This is a genomic window from Paenarthrobacter sp. Z7-10 (assembly GCF_026932795.1).
In the GTDB taxonomy this organism is placed as follows: domain Bacteria; phylum Actinomycetota; class Actinomycetes; order Actinomycetales; family Micrococcaceae; genus Arthrobacter_M.
Genome location: NZ_JADPVH010000012.1, coordinates 41,863 through 57,016 on the forward strand (window position 1 = coordinate 41,863; position 15,154 = coordinate 57,016).

The 15,154-nt window shown below is 64.8% G+C and carries 14 protein-coding genes; 9 read left to right on the forward strand and 5 right to left on the reverse strand.

All coding sequences use genetic code 11. From position 1 onward, the window contains the following. Positions 1-85 precede the first annotated feature (85 nt). From IV498_RS05630 to IV498_RS05640, 3 genes are read left to right on the forward strand one after another with little or no spacing between them, the layout of a single operon-like run. The gene (locus IV498_RS05630; protein WP_269045582.1) at positions 86-1,042 is read left to right on the forward strand and encodes an ABC transporter ATP-binding protein; all 957 of its coding nucleotides are present in this window, start codon (positions 86-88) and stop codon (positions 1,040-1,042) included. After that, entirely contained in the window at positions 1,039-1,908 is an 870-nt protein-coding gene (locus IV498_RS05635) for an ABC transporter permease (protein WP_269045583.1), read from the forward strand. The genes IV498_RS05630 and IV498_RS05635 overlap by 4 nt, the downstream gene beginning before the upstream one ends. Positions 1,909-1,912: 4 nt before the next feature. Then, positions 1,913-2,908: a COX15/CtaA family protein gene (locus tag IV498_RS05640; RefSeq protein ID WP_269045584.1), complete on the forward strand. Its 996-nt coding sequence runs from the start codon at positions 1,913-1,915 to the stop codon at positions 2,906-2,908. A 1-nt stretch (position 2,909) separates the two neighbouring features. Here IV498_RS05640 and IV498_RS05645 read toward each other — a convergent pair whose 3' ends face one another. Continuing rightward, a complete protein-coding gene (locus IV498_RS05645) occupies positions 2,910-3,632 on the reverse strand; it encodes a dihydrodipicolinate synthase family protein (protein WP_269045585.1) in 723 nt (240 codons plus the stop codon). Between the two features lie 3 nt (positions 3,633-3,635). Beyond that, entirely contained in the window at positions 3,636-4,583 is a 948-nt protein-coding gene (locus tag IV498_RS05650) for a heme o synthase (protein WP_442951298.1), read from the reverse strand. 364 nt (positions 4,584-4,947) lie between these two features. On the opposite strand from IV498_RS05650, the gene tkt reads away from it, so the two are divergent. Genes tkt through pgl form a run of 6 tightly spaced genes read left to right on the forward strand, consistent with a single transcriptional unit; the run spans position 4,948 to position 13,264 of the window. After that, the gene (tkt, locus tag IV498_RS05655) at positions 4,948-7,125 is read left to right on the forward strand and encodes a transketolase (protein WP_269045612.1); all 2,178 of its coding nucleotides are present in this window, start codon (positions 4,948-4,950) and stop codon (positions 7,123-7,125) included. Between the two features lie 34 nt (positions 7,126-7,159). Further along, positions 7,160-8,311, forward strand: a complete 1,152-nt coding sequence (gene tal, locus IV498_RS05660) for a transaldolase (protein ID WP_269045586.1) — start codon at positions 7,160-7,162, stop codon at positions 8,309-8,311. A gap of 3 nt (positions 8,312-8,314) precedes the next feature. Beyond that, complete coding sequence (locus IV498_RS05665; RefSeq protein ID WP_269045587.1) at positions 8,315-9,973, forward strand: glucose-6-phosphate isomerase; 1,659 nt, start codon at positions 8,315-8,317, stop codon at positions 9,971-9,973. Between the two features lie 5 nt (positions 9,974-9,978). Further along, positions 9,979-11,523 (forward strand): glucose-6-phosphate dehydrogenase, encoded by a 1,545-nt coding sequence (zwf, locus tag IV498_RS05670; protein WP_269045588.1) that lies wholly within the window; start codon positions 9,979-9,981, stop codon positions 11,521-11,523. After that, entirely contained in the window at positions 11,520-12,458 is a 939-nt protein-coding gene (locus tag IV498_RS05675; protein WP_269045589.1) for a glucose-6-phosphate dehydrogenase assembly protein OpcA, read from the forward strand. The genes zwf and IV498_RS05675 overlap by 4 nt, the downstream gene beginning before the upstream one ends. Continuing rightward, the gene (gene pgl, locus IV498_RS05680) at positions 12,455-13,264 is read left to right on the forward strand and encodes a 6-phosphogluconolactonase (RefSeq protein ID WP_269045590.1); all 810 of its coding nucleotides are present in this window, start codon (positions 12,455-12,457) and stop codon (positions 13,262-13,264) included. Before IV498_RS05675 ends, pgl begins: the two co-directional genes overlap by 4 nt. Before the next feature lie 154 nt (positions 13,265-13,418). Here the strand turns inward: pgl and IV498_RS05685 are convergent, their stop codons facing one another. The 3 genes from IV498_RS05685 to tpiA all read right to left on the reverse strand — a co-directional run bounded on the left by IV498_RS05685 (position 13,419) and on the right by tpiA (position 15,079). Next, positions 13,419-13,790, reverse strand: a complete 372-nt coding sequence (locus tag IV498_RS05685) for an RNA polymerase-binding protein RbpA (RefSeq protein ID WP_269045591.1) — start codon at positions 13,788-13,790, stop codon at positions 13,419-13,421. 81 nt (positions 13,791-13,871) lie between these two features. Then, a complete protein-coding gene (gene secG / locus IV498_RS05690; RefSeq protein WP_442951299.1) occupies positions 13,872-14,108 on the reverse strand; it encodes a preprotein translocase subunit SecG in 237 nt (78 codons plus the stop codon). A gap of 155 nt (positions 14,109-14,263) precedes the next feature. Then, positions 14,264-15,079, reverse strand: coding sequence for a triose-phosphate isomerase (tpiA, locus tag IV498_RS05695; protein WP_269045593.1), 816 nt, complete (start codon positions 15,077-15,079; stop codon positions 14,264-14,266). Between the last annotated feature and the right edge of the window lie 75 nt (positions 15,080-15,154).

Consider the following 15,154-nt stretch of genomic DNA (forward strand, 5'->3'; position numbering starts at 1 on the left):
GTTGGCACGCCGGACGTGGACCGTACGCCGTCGGCCGTTGGCACGCCGCAATCCGGAGCGCTACTACATCGCGTAGAATAGCGGTGTGCTCAACTCCGATACCCCCGCCCTGGTGATCGATGGGCTGATCAAGGACGTCGGTCCCATCGCCGCGCTTGATGGTCGGATGAAGCGGATCATCAGCGGCATCTCCCTTTCCGCGCACCGCGGCCAGGTCACCGCGCTGCTGGGCGCCAACGGTGCCGGCAAGACCACCACAATCGAGTGCGCGCAGGGACTGCAAAAGCGCGACGGCGGCACCATCACGCTGCTGGGCGAGGATCCGGAACGGCCCAGTGCCGCGTTGAGGGCCAGGGTGGGCGTGATGCTGCAGGACGGCGGCCTGCCGCCCTCCGCCCGGCCGCTGGCCTTGCTGCGGCACGTCGCCGGCATGTATGCCACGCCGCGCTCAGTGGATGAGCTGGTGGAGCGGCTGGGTCTGGGTTCCTTTCGGGATACCACGATCCGGCGGCTCTCCGGCGGCCAGAAGCAGCGGGTGGCGCTGGCGGCGAGCCTGCTGGGTAATCCCGAAGTCCTGTTTTTGGACGAACCCAGCGCCGGGCTCGATCCGCAGTCGCGCCGGGTCGTGTTTGACCTGATCCGTGAACTGCGCCAGGAGGGTCTGGCCATCATCCTGACCACGCACCTGCTGGATGATGCCCAGAAGCTGGCCGATTACGTCTACATCGTCGACAACGGCGCTTCCGCCGCCGCGGGGACTGTGCCCGAACTGCTCAGCAGCGCCGCCTCTGCACAGGGCCACCGCAGTTTGACCTTTGAATCGGCTGCCGGGCTGGACCCGGGCGCTGCCCTGCGCCCGCACCTGACAGTCACCGAGACCCGGCCCGGCAGCTATCAAATATCCGGTCTGCTGGAGCCGGCGGATCTGGCCGACCTGGCCAATTGGTGGGCCGCCCGGGACACCATGCCGACATCCCTGCAGCTTGCCTCCCGTTCGCTGGAGGACGTTTTCCTGGCACTGGCCGGAACGGACGGACGATGAGCAACAGCACGCCGCAGAGCCGAAGTACGGCCGAACCGACGTCGGCAGGACATGGGCCCGCAGCGGGCGGGCCAGTCAATGCCGCTCTCCCCGAGCGCGCGCCGGCCGAACGCACGGCACGCACGCCGGCACCCGCGCCGCTGCGCAGCCGCGTGCTGCGGCAGGGACGGTATGAAACGCTGACCATGTTGCGCAACGGGGAACAGCTGATCCTGGCCATCGTGTTGCCGCTGCTGGCACTGGTGGCCCTTTCCGTGCTCCCACTGCTGGACGGACTCGGCGCCAGCCGCATCAATATCGCCACTCCGGGCGTACTGGCATTGTGCGCCATGTCCACCGCCTTCACCGGTCAAGGCATAGCGACGGGATTCGACCGACGCTATGGGGTGCTCCGCTTCCTGTCCACGACGCCGTTGGGCAAGGCCGGGCTGATCGCCGGCAAAGTGCTCGCCGTACTCGCCGTGCTGGTCCTGCAGTCCGCGGTGGTGGCCGTCGTCGCTCTATTCCTTGGCTGGCACCCGCCGCTGGTCGGCATCCTGCTGGGCATTCCGCTGCTCGCGTTGGGGGCGATTTCCTTCACCGCCCTGGGCCTGCTGGTGGCCGGCACCGCCCGGCCGGAGGCCACCCTGGCGCTCACAAATCTGCTGTGGATCCTGCTCGGGGCGCTGGGCGGGATTGTGCTGCCGCCCACGCGGCTGCCCGTGGTGGTGCAGGACGTGGTTTTTTTCCTGCCGTCCGGAGCGTTGGGCGAGGCGATGCGGAATGCGCTCATTGCCGGGCAGCTGAACTTTTTCGCAGTTGTAATCCTGTTGGGGTGGTCAGTCCTGGCCTCTGCAGCGGCCGTCCGTTGGTTTAAGTGGAGTTGAATTAGTGAGCCTTACGCAACAGTTGAAGCACGGCCTGCATTCCGTCGGCAGCAGGCTGCCCAGCAGCGTGAACCCGACCTTGCGATGGCTGGCGGTAGCGTCCCTGATTGGTCAGTCCGTGCTCATAGTTACGGGTGGAGCGGTGCGCCTGACTGCCTCCGGACTTGGCTGCCCGACCTGGCCGCAGTGCACACCCGGTTCGCTGGTCAACACGCCCGAAATGGGCGTGCACGGCATTATCGAATTCGGCAATCGGACGCTAACCATAGTGCTGGCCGTTGTGGCGGCCTCGATGCTGGTGTTTCTCTGGAATCTGCGCAAAGAGCGCAAGGACCTCTTCTGGTTGGCCTTCAGCCTGCTGGCGAGCATCCCCGTCCAGGCGGTCATCGGCGGCATTTCCGTGCTGACCGGGCTCAATCCGTGGGCGGTCAGCCTGCATTTCCTGGTATCCGCGGCCCTGGTGGTGGTTGCCATGCTGCTGGTCAACCGCACCTACGGCCGAACCGGGCGGGACGACCATTCCAGCCGCCTGGCTGGCCGGCCGGTGTCCAAAACTGTCCGCCAGCTGGCGGGCGTTGCAGCGCTCTGCACGGCGGCCGCCGTGCTGCTGGGAACAATGGTGACGGGGTCCGGCCCGCACGCCGGTGACGCCAACGCCCCCCGCAATGACCTCAATCCGGATTTGATCACGCGGGTGCACGTCCTGCCCGTCTACCTCCTGGTCATCAGCAGCGTCATTCTGCTGGCCCTGCTGTGGCGTCGCGGTGCCAAAGACACGCTGCGCCACGGTGCACTGCTGCTGGTTGCCGGCGTGCTGTTCCAGGGCGTCATAGGTTACAGCCAGTACTTCACCGGCCTGCCGCCGCTGCTGGTGGGTCTGCACATGGCCGGCGCCGCTTATATGCTGGCCACCGCCACCAATCTCGCCGACCTCGCCTTTGCCGCCCGCCGGCGATCCGCGCGGAACGCCGTGCCGCACGGATCGGCCACCGTGCGCTGAACTACTGCACGGCGCGTTCGACGGCGGCGGCCAGGTCCCTTTCCTCGGCGGCGGTCAGCGGCAGCAGGGGCGACCGCGGCGCTGCCGTCACTGTGCCGGTCAGCCGCGCAAGGCTGAGCAGCACGCTACCTTTCGGCATCCGGGCAATAACCTCCAGCAACGCGACCAGCCGAGCTCTGGCGGTCTCCACCGCGTCCGATTCCAGCGCTGCGTCCGATTCCAGCGCTGCCCGGAGGCTTAGATACAGTTCGGGCACCAACGCGGCCGGTCCGCTGTGCCAGGCGTCGGCCAACTGACCATCCGCGCCCATACCTGACATGGCAATCAGCAGATCCCCGCTCATGCCGTGCGAGAAGCGCTCCGCAACGTGCGGCGCCAGCACCTCGGTGTCGCTCAGCGGGTGGTAGGACACAGTGGAGAGAATCAGTCCAGCGGCGCCGGCCTTGGACGCGTCGGAGGCATGCTGCAGGATTTCGCGGGTTCCCGGGGCGGAAACACCGGCGGCGACGTCGGTGCTCCCGGCCGCCTCAACCGCGGCCCGCACGAAATCGGCCCGTTCCGCCCTGTTCAGGTACGCAAAGCCCCCACTGCTGCCCAGCACGCCGACGGCGTCAAGCCCGCCGGCTGCGGCGCCCCGCACCAGCCGCTGGAAAGAATCGAAGTCCAGGCCGCCGTCGTCCGTCGTTGGCGTGGTTGGATAGCCGAGAACTCCCGAAAAACGCAACCGTCAGTGCACCAGCGGAAGGCCAAGGAACGGGTCAACGGCCAGCGCCAGGAACAACAGCGTGAGGTAGCTGATGGATCCGTGAAAGACCTTCATCGCCCCCTTGTTGGTGACCGCATCCAGCTGGGCGTTGCGGTGCAGCTTGTGTGCCTGGAGCAGGAACCAGATACCGGCCCCGACGGCAACCACTGTGTAAAGGATGCCGGCGCGGCCCAGGGGAATCATGAGCAGCGAGCAGGCGACCATGGCCCAGGTGTAGAGAACCACCTGGACGGAGACGATGCGGGAACCGGCGATGGCCCCCAGCATCGGGATCTTGGCGGCGTTGTAGTCCTCGCTGTAGCGCATTGACAAGGGCCAGTAATGCGGCGGGGTCCACAGGAAAATGACCATGAACAAGATGATGGCCGGCCACTCCACCTTATTTGTGACGGCGGCCCAAGCGATCAGGACGGGCATGCAGCCCGCCGCGCCGCCCCAAACAATATTCTGCGAGGTGCGGCGCTTGAGGATCAGCGAATACAGCACGACGTAAAGGAAAATCGCGACGACGCCCAACAGTCCGGCAAGCGGATTGGCGCCAAACCACAGAATCACGATGGCAGCAGCCCCCAGCGTCCAGGAAAAGATCAGCGCTTCCCGCGGCGTCAGTGCTCCGGTGACAAGCGGACGGTTTTCGGTGCGGTGCATCACCTTATCGATGTCCCGGTCAATGTAGCAGTTGAAGGCGCCGGCACTGCCGGCCGCGAACGCTCCACCAACAAGGGTGGCAAGGATGAGCCGGATATCGGGCAGGCTGCGGGCGGCGAAGATCATGGTGGGAAGCGTGGTGACCAGCAGGAGTTCGATAACCCGGGGCTTAGTGAGCGCCACATAAGCCTTGACCTTGGCTCCGAAGCCGGTCTTGCTGCTCCGGCTGGAAGTGGCTAGCGGGGTATCAATTGTGCTCAAGAAAGGTCACCAAGTTCTGTCTTCGGTTCTGTCTTCGGGTCCGTCTGCATGCTTGCCCGATGTTCGGCGGGAAGGTCTCAAAACTCCCTCTATCATACCCGGCCGCGGCGGCCGTTGGCGCCGCGGCGACGCCGCCGGGGAGAACGGATTGTTACCGGGCCGGAGTTTCATGAAGGTGCTGCGCTCCCGCGGATTTGGTGATCGGGAATGCCTTTAGGGCTAAGCTGGGAAACAAGTGAGATGACTACTGTTTCAAAGGTGAACGGCGGGTAACCCTGGAGCCTTGGGGGTTGGTGCTCTATGTTCGGCACCTGCGCGCCGTGAGCCACGAAACCTGAGCGAGAGGGCCCGGTTAGTGCCGCATTTGGAAGATCAAGAATTGTCCTGGACCGAACTCGACCAGCGGGCCGTTGACACGGTCCGCGTGCTGGCTGCGGATGCGGTGGAAAAGGTTGGCAATGGCCATCCGGGAACCGCCATGAGCCTGGCACCTGCCGCATATCTTTTGTTTCAAAAGCTGCTGCGCCACGATCCGGCAGACCCGCAGTGGACCGGCCGTGACAGGTTTGTCCTCTCCCCCGGGCATACCTCGCTGACCCTGTACATTGAGCTGTTCCTCTCCGGATACGGTCTGCAGCTGGAAGATCTCGAGTCACTGCGCACGTGGGGTTCCAAAACTCCCGGCCACCCGGAGTACCGGCACACCGCGGGTGTGGAAATCACCACGGGACCGCTGGGTCAGGGACTTGCTTCCGCCGTCGGCTTTGCCTTCGCCCAACGCCGGATGCGCGGCATGATGGATCCAGACACTGCCGCGGGCGAGAGCCCCTTCGATCACACCATTTGGGTTTTTGCCTCCGACGGCGACATGCAGGAGGGTGTGACCAGCGAGGCCAGTTCCTTGGCCGGGCACCAGGAACTGGGCAACATGGTGGTGCTGTACGACCAGAATCACATCTCCATCGAAGACGACACGGACATCGCCTTTTCCGAAGACGTCCTGGCCCGCTACGAGGCCTACGGCTGGTACGTCCAGCGCGTGGACTGGACCAAGACCGGTCGATACAAGGAAGACGTGCCGGAACTGCACGCCGCCCTGGTGGCGGCCCGAAACGAAACGGGCAGGCCCTCGATCGTCGCGCTGCGCACCATCATTGGCTGGCCGGCCCCGAACAAGCAGAACACCGGCAAGATCCACGGCTCCGCCCTGGGCGGAGATGAGGTCGCCGCGGTTAAGAAGGCTTTGGGCTTCGATCCCGAAAAATCCTTCGTCGTGGAGCCGGAAGTTTTGGCACATGCCCGTCAGGTCAAGGACCGCGGAGCGGCGCTGCGCGCCGAGTGGGAGAAGGGTTTTGCGGCCTGGAAGGAAGCCAACCCGGACAACAGCGAGCTGCTGGAGCGCATAGCGTCCCGGAAGTTGCCGCAGGGCTGGGAAAAGAACCTTCCGGTTTTCCCCGCCGGGGAGGAAGTGGCCACCCGGAAGGCTTCGGGCAAGGTCCTTAACTCCGTCGCCGCAGCCCTGCCCGAGCTGTGGGGCGGTTCCTGCGACCTGGCGGAGTCCACCAACACCGCCTTCGAAGACTTCCCCTCCTTCATTCCCGCAGGTAAGCAGACCGACCTGTGGAAAGGAAGCCCGTACGGGCGGACCCTGCATTTTGGTATCCGCGAACACGCGGCCGCCGCGATCGTCAACGGGATTGTGATGCACAGCAGCACCCGGGCATTCTCGGCCACCTTCCTGATCTTCAGTGATTATCAGCGCCCGGCCGTGCGCCTCGGTGCCCTGATGGGCGTGCCCTCCATCTACGTTTGGACGCACGACTCGATCGGCCTTGGTGAGGATGGCCCCACTCACCAGCCGGTGGAGCAACTCGCCTCGCTTCGCGCCATCCCGGGCCTGGACGTCGTTCGCCCCGGAGACGCCAATGAGGTGTCCATTGCCTGGCGGACGATCCTGGAAAATACCGAGAATCCAGCCGGCATCGTGCTGACCCGGCAAAATATCCCCACGTACGAGCGTGGCGATGGTGCAGCCACGAGCTCCACCTTCGCCTCCGCCGAGGGCGTTGCCCGTGGCGGCTACGTACTGGCCGAGGCCGAGGGCGGCGACGCCAAGGTGATCCTGATCGGCACCGGCTCGGAGCTCCAGCTCGCCGTCGAGGCACGAAAGGAACTGCAGTCCCAGGGAATTCCGGCCCGCGTCGTGTCCATGCCCTGTCTGGAGTGGTTCAACAAACAGGACGCCGCCTACCGCGAGCAGGTCCTGCCGACGTCTGTTAAGGCCCGCGTCTCGGTGGAAGCCGGCATCGCCCAAGGCTGGCATCAGCTGGTTGGCGACAACGGCCGCTCGGTGTCTCTGGAGCACTTCGGCGCCTCGGCCGACTACAAAACCCTTTTCCGGGAATTCGGCATCACCACCGAAGCCGTCGTCGAGGCTGCGAAGGACTCGCTCCAGGCGGTTCGTGCCGGCGCGGAATCACTGAGCAAAACCCCGGCCGCCCCATCCGGGCGCGAGTCCTCCTCGACCGGGGACCAGAACTAAATCAAGCAGTCGCGACATTAAGGAGATTCCAGTCATGACGACTACCAATCCGCACACCACCACCCAGGCCACCCCCACGGCCAAGCTTTCGGCCGCCGGCGTTTCGATCTGGCTCGATGACCTGTCCCGTGAGCGCCTGACCACCGGCACTCTGCAGAAGCTGATCGATGAGAAGAACGTCGTGGGCGTAACCACCAACCCGAGCATCTTCCAGGCAGCCATCAGCAAGGGCCACGCCTACGACGAGCAAGTCACGGAGCTCGCGGCCAGCGGTGCCGACGTCGAAAAGGCCTTGTTCGAAATCACGACCCGCGACGTGGCCGACGGCTGCGACCTCTTCGCTCCGGTGGCAGAGGCCACGCAGGGAGTCGACGGACGGGTGTCCATCGAGGTTGATCCCCGCAAGGCCTGGGACACGGCCGCCACCATCGCAGAAGCCCGCCAGCTGCGCGACAAGGTTGACCGAGGCAACGTCTTCATCAAAATCCCCGCCACGGTGGAAGGCCTGGAAGCCATCACGGCAACCATCGCCGACGGGATCAGCGTCAACGTCACGCTGATCTTCTCGCTGGAGCGCTACCGCGCCGTCATCAACGCGTTCCTCACCGGTCTGGAGCAGGCCAAGGCGAACGGCAAGGATCTCTCGCTCATCCATTCCGTCGCGTCCTTCTTCGTCTCCCGCGTGGACACCGAGATCGACAAGCGCCTGGACAAAATCGGCACCGAGGAGGCCAAAGCGCTCAAGGGCAAGGCCGGCCTGGCCAATGCCCGGCTGGCCTATCAGGTGTATGAGGAAGTCTTCAGCTCCGAACGCTGGCAGCTGCTGGCCGATTCCGGTGCCCGCCGGCAGCGTCCGCTGTGGGCCTCCACTGGAGTCAAGGACCCCGCCTACCCGGACACGATGTACGTCACCGGGCTGGTGGCCCCCGATGTGGTGAACACCATGCCGGAGAAGACGCTGGACGCGACCTTCGACCACGCCCACATCACCGGGGATACCGTCACCGGCAGCTACGACGACGCCAACACGGTGCTTAATGAGCTGGAAAAGCTGGGCATCTCCTATCAGGACGTGGTCACGGTCCTGGAAACGGAAGGCCTGGATAAGTTTGTCGCCAGCTGGAAGGACCTCGTGGACCACGTCCAGGAAGCCCTGGAAGCGGCCGCTGCCGGAACGAAGGCCTGATCCATGGCGACGATGTCCTTCGATGCCACAGGTGCTGCACAACAAGCGGTTGAACATCACGTCACAACGCTGGTGGCCGACAAGGTTGCCTCGCGGGTGTTCGCCAAGGATCCCACCCTGTGGGGCCCGGATGCGGAGTCTGAGTCTGCGATCCGGCTCGGTTGGGTGGAAGCGCCCGCAGTTTCCGCGCCGCTGGTGGCGGAAATCCTCGCGCTGCGCGAGGAGCTGCGGGCCGACGGCGTCACTCACCTGGTGTTGGCAGGCATGGGCGGCTCCTCGCTCGCGCCCGAGGTCATCACGGCAACCGCCGGGGTGGAGCTCACGGTCCTGGACAGCACCGATCCGGATCAGGTCCGTGCGGCCCTGGCCGACCGGCTGGCCGAAACCGCGATAGTGGTGTCCTCCAAATCCGGCTCCACCCTGGAAACGGATTCCCAGCGGCGGATTTTTGAGCAGGAATTCACCAAGGCGGGCGTCGATGCCAAGAGCCGGATCATCATCGTCACGGATCCGGGTTCCCCGCTGGACAAGGAATCGCGTAAGGCCGGCTACCGCCGGGTCTTCAATGCTGACCCGAACGTCGGCGGCCGGTATTCGGCACTGACCGCCTTCGGCCTGGTTCCGTCCGGCCTGGCCGGCGTCGACATCCAGGCGCTGCTCGATGAAGCCGAGGAAGCCGCCGAGGTGCTCCGGGATGACGCCCCGGACAACATCGGGCTGGCCCTGGCCTCCGCGTTGGCGGGGACAGATCCGCTCCGGAACAAGATCGTGATCGTGGACGAAGGCTCCGGAATAGTAGGCTTCGCTGACTGGGCCGAGCAGCTGATCGCCGAGTCCACCGGCAAGCTTGGCACCGGCCTGCTGCCCGTCGTGGCGGCCTCCGGTTCGCCGGAGGTCACCTCCGGAGCGGACGACGTCCTCCTGGTGCGTCTGGTGGCGGCCGACCTGGACGTGGACCTGGCCGAGACCCTGCTGCAGAAACTGCCGGAGAATCAGGTCTCGATTGCCGGCGGGCTGGGCACCCAGATGATGGTCTGGGAATTTGCCGTCGCGGTGGCCGGTCGGCTGCTGGGCATCAATCCGTTCGACCAGCCGGACGTCGAGGCCGCCAAGAAGGCCGCACGGGGGCTGCTGGACAAACAGCCAGAAACACAGCCGGCCAACTTCGTTGACGGCGCGATCGAGGTTCGTGGCCCCGAATGGCTGGGCGACGCGCGGACCACGGGAGAAGCGCTTGAGCGGCTCTTCGGTCAGCTGGGCCCGCAGGGATACCTCAGCGTTCAAGCCTACTTCGACCGCATCTCGTACGCTTCGCTGGTCGAAATCCGGGACCCGTTGGCCGCTCTGACCAATCGCCCGGTCACCTTCGGTTGGGGCCCCCGGTTCCTGCACTCCACCGGCCAGTTCCACAAGGGCGGTCCCGCCATTGGGGTTTTTCTGCAGATTACCGCGGCCGCGGAGCAGGATCTCGGCATTCCGGACCGGCCGTTCAGCTTCGGCGAACTGATTCGCGCGCAGGCCGCCGGTGACGCCCAGGTGCTCACGGAACACGGCAGACCCTTGCTCCGGCTGCATCTGCGGGACCGCGATGCCGGCGTGGAACAGCTGCGCTCCATGGTGACCGCCCTGGAGCACCCTTCCATCCTGCCCCAAGGCAACTGAGAACCATGGCGGAAACTGAAACGACGAAGCGCCCAAATCCGCTCCGGGACGGCCGCGACCGGCGGTTGTCCCGGGTGGCCGGCCCGTCGTCACTGGTGATCTTTGGCGTCACGGGTGATCTGGCCCGGAAAAAACTGATGCCTGCCGTCTTTGACTTGGCCAACCGCGGCCTGCTGCCACCGAGTTTTGCGCTGGTGGGATTCGCCCGGCGGCAATGGGAGGACGAGGACTTCGCGGCTGAGGTCAAGGAGTCCGTGATGGCCCACTGCCGCACGCCCTTCAACGAGGACGTCTGGAACCAACTGGCCGAAGGCATCCGGTTCGTCCAGGGGGAGTTCGACGATGACGCGGCCTTCGACAGGCTCAAGGAGACCATCCACGAGCTGGACGAGGATCGGGGCACACGCGGCAATCATGCGTTTTACCTCTCCATTCCGCCCAAGGCCTTCGAACTGGTCTGCCGCAAGCTTTCCGAACACGGGCTGGCGCAGGCGCCCGGACAGCAGTGGCGCAGGGTGGTCATTGAGAAACCGTTCGGCCATGATCTCGCCTCCGCACGGGAGCTGAACCAGATCGTGGAATCCGTTTTCCCGCCCGATTCGGTATTCCGCATCGATCACTACCTCGGAAAGGAAACGGTGCAGAATATTTTGGCGCTGCGCTTTGCCAACCAGCTTTTCGAGCCGCTGTGGAACGCCAACTATGTTGACCACGTCCAAATCACCATGGCCGAGGACATCGGCACGGGTGGACGGGCCGGCTACTACGACGGTGTCGGTGCAGCCCGGGACGTGATCCAGAACCACCTGCTGCAGTTGCTGGCCCTGACCGCGATGGAAGAGCCAATTTCCTTCAATGCCGAAGATCTGCGCGCCGAAAAGGAGAAGGTCCTCGCCGCGGTCAAGTTGCCGGCGGACCTTTCCACCCACTCAGCCCGCGGCCAGTTTGCCGGCGGCTGGCAGGGCGGTGAGCAGGTCCTCGGGTACCTTGAAGAGGAAGGCATCCCTAAGGACTCCAGTACGGAAACGTATGCCGCCATCCGGCTCGACATCCACACCCGGCGCTGGAGTGGAGTTCCGTTCTACCTGCGGACCGGCAAACGGCTGGGGCGGCGCGTCACCGAGATCGCCGTCGTCTTCAAGCGGGCGCCAAACCTGCTCTTCACCGACCACAACGAAGATGACTTCGGCCAGAACGCCGTCGTGATCCGTGTGCAGCCGGACGAGGGGGTTACGATCCGCTTCGGCTCCAAGGTGCCCGGAACTCAGATGGAGGTGCGTGATGTCACCATGGACTTTGGCTATGGTCATGCCTTCACCGAGTCCAGCCCCGAGGCTTACGAGCGGCTGATCCTGGACGTCCTGCTCGGTGAGCCACCGCTCTTTCCACGGCACCAGGAGGTGGAGTTGTCCTGGAAGATCCTCGATCCCTTTGAGGAATACTGGGCCTCCGAGGGAAAGCAGCCCGAGGCTTATGCCCCCGGCAGCTGGGGACCCGCTTCCGCCGATGAACTGCTCGCCCGTGATGGAAGGACCTGGAGAAGACCGTGATAGTCGACCTGCCAAATACCACCACTTCCAAGGTCTCCAAGAAGATCATTTCGATGCGTGAGCTCGGCGGTGTCGTGACCCTGGGCAGGGTCCTGACTCTCGTCGTCATCACCAAGGGTGGCTTCGAAGAAGAGGCTATCGAGGCCGCGAACCTGGCCAGCCGGGAGCACCCGTGCCGGATCATTGTGCTGGCCGAGGCCTCCGTGCACGACGCCACCCGTCTGGATGCGCAGATCCGCGTGGGCGGGGACGCTGGAGCCTCGGAAGTAATTGTGCTGCGTGGCGCCGGTGAACTGGCGTCGCAGAGTGAATCCTTGGTCTCCGCGCTGCTGTTGCCCGATGCCCCGATCGTGGCCTGGTGGCCGCACGGGATCCCGGACGCCGCCTCCGCCACCTCGATCGGCCGGATTGCGCACCGCAGGATCACGGACTCCGCCAATGAACCTAACCCCCGTGCGGCGCTGGAGCACATTGGCGCCACTTACGCCGGCGGTGACACGGACCTGGCGTGGACCCGCCTGACGAACTGGCGGATCCAGCTGGCCGCCGTAATGGACCAGCTCGATGAGGATCCCATCACCGGCCTGCTCGTGGAGGGCGCCTCGGATTCGCCCAGCACGCTGCTCCTGGCGGCCTGGCTTTTCCGCGCCCTGCAGGTGCCAATTCAGGTTGTCCAAGACCCGGCCGGAACCGGCATCCGACGGGTGATCATGAGGCGCGCCGGCGGCGACGTTGAACTGGTCCGCCCCGGTAGCATCGAAGCGACTCTGACACAGCCGGGTCAGCCCGTGCAGCGGATTGCCCTGCCGCGGCGGTCCCTGCAGGACTGCCTCGCCGAAGAGCTCCGCCGGCTGGATCCGGACGAGGTTTTCGGTGAAGTGATTACCGAGGGCCTGAAGGCGCTGCTTGCCGAGCAAGAGGCGGCCGCCGCGTGATCTCCAATGTCCGGATCAATATCCATCCTTCCTTCGACGTACTGGCCGCCACCAACGCCGCGCGGCTGATCACCAAATTGCTCGATGTGCAGAATGAACGCGGCGAAGCCACAGTGGTCCTCACCGGCGGAACCGTGGGAATCGCAACACTCAAAGCGGTGGTGGAATCCCCGGCCTGTGCCGCGGTGGACTGGGCCAAGGTCAATTTCTGGTGGGGCGATGAACGCTTTGTCGGCTCCGACGATGAGGACCGCAACGCCGTTCAGGCCTCAGCCGCCCTGATCGCACAGATACAGGTGGATCCTGCACGGGTGCACCGGATGGGTTCGGCTGATGACTTTGCCGACGTCGACGCTGCGGCCGCGGACTACGTCCGGGAATTGGGTGCGGACGCGGTCCGCGAGCACAATCTTAGCGACGACAGCGACGGCAGCCCCGCTCCGGCCCTCCCCCGCTTCGATGTGCTGCTGTTGGGCATCGGACCCGACGCACACATCGCCTCGCTCTTCCCGGAGATGGCGGGTGTGCGCGCCACCGATGGCTACGTCGTCGGCGTGGTCAACTCCCCCAAGCCGCCGCCATTGCGCACTTCACTGACCCTGCCGGCGATCAACTCGGCACAGGAGATCTGGCTCGTCGCCGCCGGCAGCGACAAGGCCGGTGCGGTTGGGCTGGCCCTGGCCGGCGCCAATCCGGTCCAGGTGCCCGCGGCCGGCCCGCACGGACGGTCCAAAACCCTGTGGCTGATCGATCAAGATGCCGCGGCCGAGATCCCGCAGCAGCTCATCTTCCGCCAGGACCGCTAAAAGCCACCCATCCCCACTCCGGCCGCCGAAACCCCAGAAAGTACGCGAAAACCCGAGTGAATCTGCTGGGGTTTGGCTGGGATGCTGGGGTCTCGCGGCGAGGGATAGAGGGTGGAGGGCGTCGTGGTGTGGAGGGCGTCGTGGTGTGGAGGCGTTAGAGGGTTTTGTGCTTGAAACGAAGGCTGGCGAGGGCGTTCTCCAGGAGCTGCTCCGCCTCGGCTGCGGAACGGCGCTCCTTCACATACTCGAGATGGGTCTTAAAGGGTTCGGCGTCGAAGTGCGCCGGGAGTGCGCCGGGATTCCGTCCGGCGGGCTGGCCACAGCGGATGCAGTCCCAGCTCTGCGGGATCTGCTCCGGTGCCAACTGCGCGAAGACCGGGGACGTTTCGTGTCCGTTGCAGCACCAATAAGAAATCCGGAGCCGGGCCAAAGGCTCGGCATCCGGATTCTCCGTCTGCATTGTGAAAGTCGTTCCAACCGGAACGCCGACCCGCGTCCCTCGGAAACCGCCGTTAATATGAGGCATCGCAAAACTCCCTGCAGTGGAGGGGTAGTGGCTAATGTCCCAAGCTTACCGCCCCCGGCGGGGGGGGGTGTTAGAAAAAATTCAGGACTGGCCGGAGAAGCGCATCATCAGGCCCAGGCCCACGATGACTGCGCCCCACGTGATGCCCAAGACCACGGTGAACCTGTTGAGGTTCCGTTCAGCAACACCTGAGGACCCAAGCGAGGAACTCATACCGCCACCAAACATGTCCGAGAGCCCGCCACCACGGCCCTTATGCAGCAGGATAAGAAAGGTGAGGAGCAGACTGGTGATTGCCAGTAGGATCTGCAGAACCATATGAAGAACTTCCACGGCGGCCTTTCAGCGGTTTACAACGACGATGCAGTATTCGATCAGCGACGGTATTTGATCAGCGACGGTTCACGACAAATGAACCACGCGGCTTTCTTCAAGGATAGCCGACAGTGGCCGACATTCGCCCGCAAGCCCGCCTAGTTGGTCAGCAGGTGTTTCTCGAACCGGGCAATTCCGGCAAACTCCGCGGCGTCCAGGCTCGCACCCCCCACCAGCACCCCGTCAACGTCGCGCTCGTTCAGGATCGCCGCCACGTTCGCCGCCTTCACCGATCCGCCATAGAGCAGACGCACCTTGGCCGCCGTTGCCTCGTCAAAGACAGCAGTCAGTTCGGCACGGATGGCCGAACACATTTCCTGCGCATCCGCCGGCCCGGCCACCTCGCCGGTGCCTATCGCCCAAACGGGTTCGTAGGCAATCACCAGCTCCGCCGCCTGCTCGGCAGTCAGACCGCTTAGCCCGCCGCGGACCTGAGCCAGCGTGTGCCCAACGTGCGTGCCGGCCTGGCGGATGGCCAGCCCTTCTCCGACACACAGTATCGGCGTCAGCGCATGGCGGAAGGCGGCCTTGACCTTGGCGCTGAGCAGTTCGTCCCCCTCGCCGTAAATGGTCCTCCGCTCGCTGTGTCCCACCAGGACGTAGGTGCACTCCAGCTTTGCCAGGAACGCACCGGAGATGTCGCCCGTAAAGGCGCCGGAGTCTTCCGGTGAAAGATCCTGACCCCCGTAGACAAGCTTCAGCCGATCGCCGCGGATCAGCGTCTGCACGCCGCGCAGATCGGTGAACGGCGGAAATACCGCAACCTCCACCCGGCTGAAGTCATGCCGGGCATCCTCCAAGGTCCACGCCAGCTTCTGCAGCAGCGTGATGCCTTGGATGTGGTCCATATTCATTTTCCAGTTACCGGCGATCAGCGGCCGGCGGTCGAATGTACCGTTGGTGGACGTAGTCATTGAGCTCTCCAGGTGACCGGGGACGGGGGATGCTGAACGTGCTGTATGTATTGATCAAACCGCCGGGCAGGCGGC

Coding starts and splice junctions, on each gene's coding strand:
- IV498_RS05635 (WP_269045583.1), top strand. CDS start 1,039: ATGAGCAACAGCACGCCGCAGAGCCGAAGTACGGCCGAACCGACGTCG.
- tal (WP_269045586.1), top strand. CDS start 7,160: ATGACGACTACCAATCCGCACACCACCACCCAGGCCACCCCCACGGCC.
- IV498_RS05665 (WP_269045587.1), top strand. CDS start 8,315: ATGGCGACGATGTCCTTCGATGCCACAGGTGCTGCACAACAAGCGGTT.
- zwf (WP_269045588.1), top strand. CDS start 9,979: ATGGCGGAAACTGAAACGACGAAGCGCCCAAATCCGCTCCGGGACGGC.
- IV498_RS05685 (WP_269045591.1), bottom strand. CDS start 13,790: ATGCCTCATATTAACGGCGGTTTCCGAGGGACGCGGGTCGGCGTTCCG.
- secG (WP_442951299.1), bottom strand. CDS start 14,108: ATGGTTCTGCAGATCCTACTGGCAATCACCAGTCTGCTCCTCACCTTT.
- tpiA (WP_269045593.1), bottom strand. CDS start 15,079: ATGACTACGTCCACCAACGGTACATTCGACCGCCGGCCGCTGATCGCC.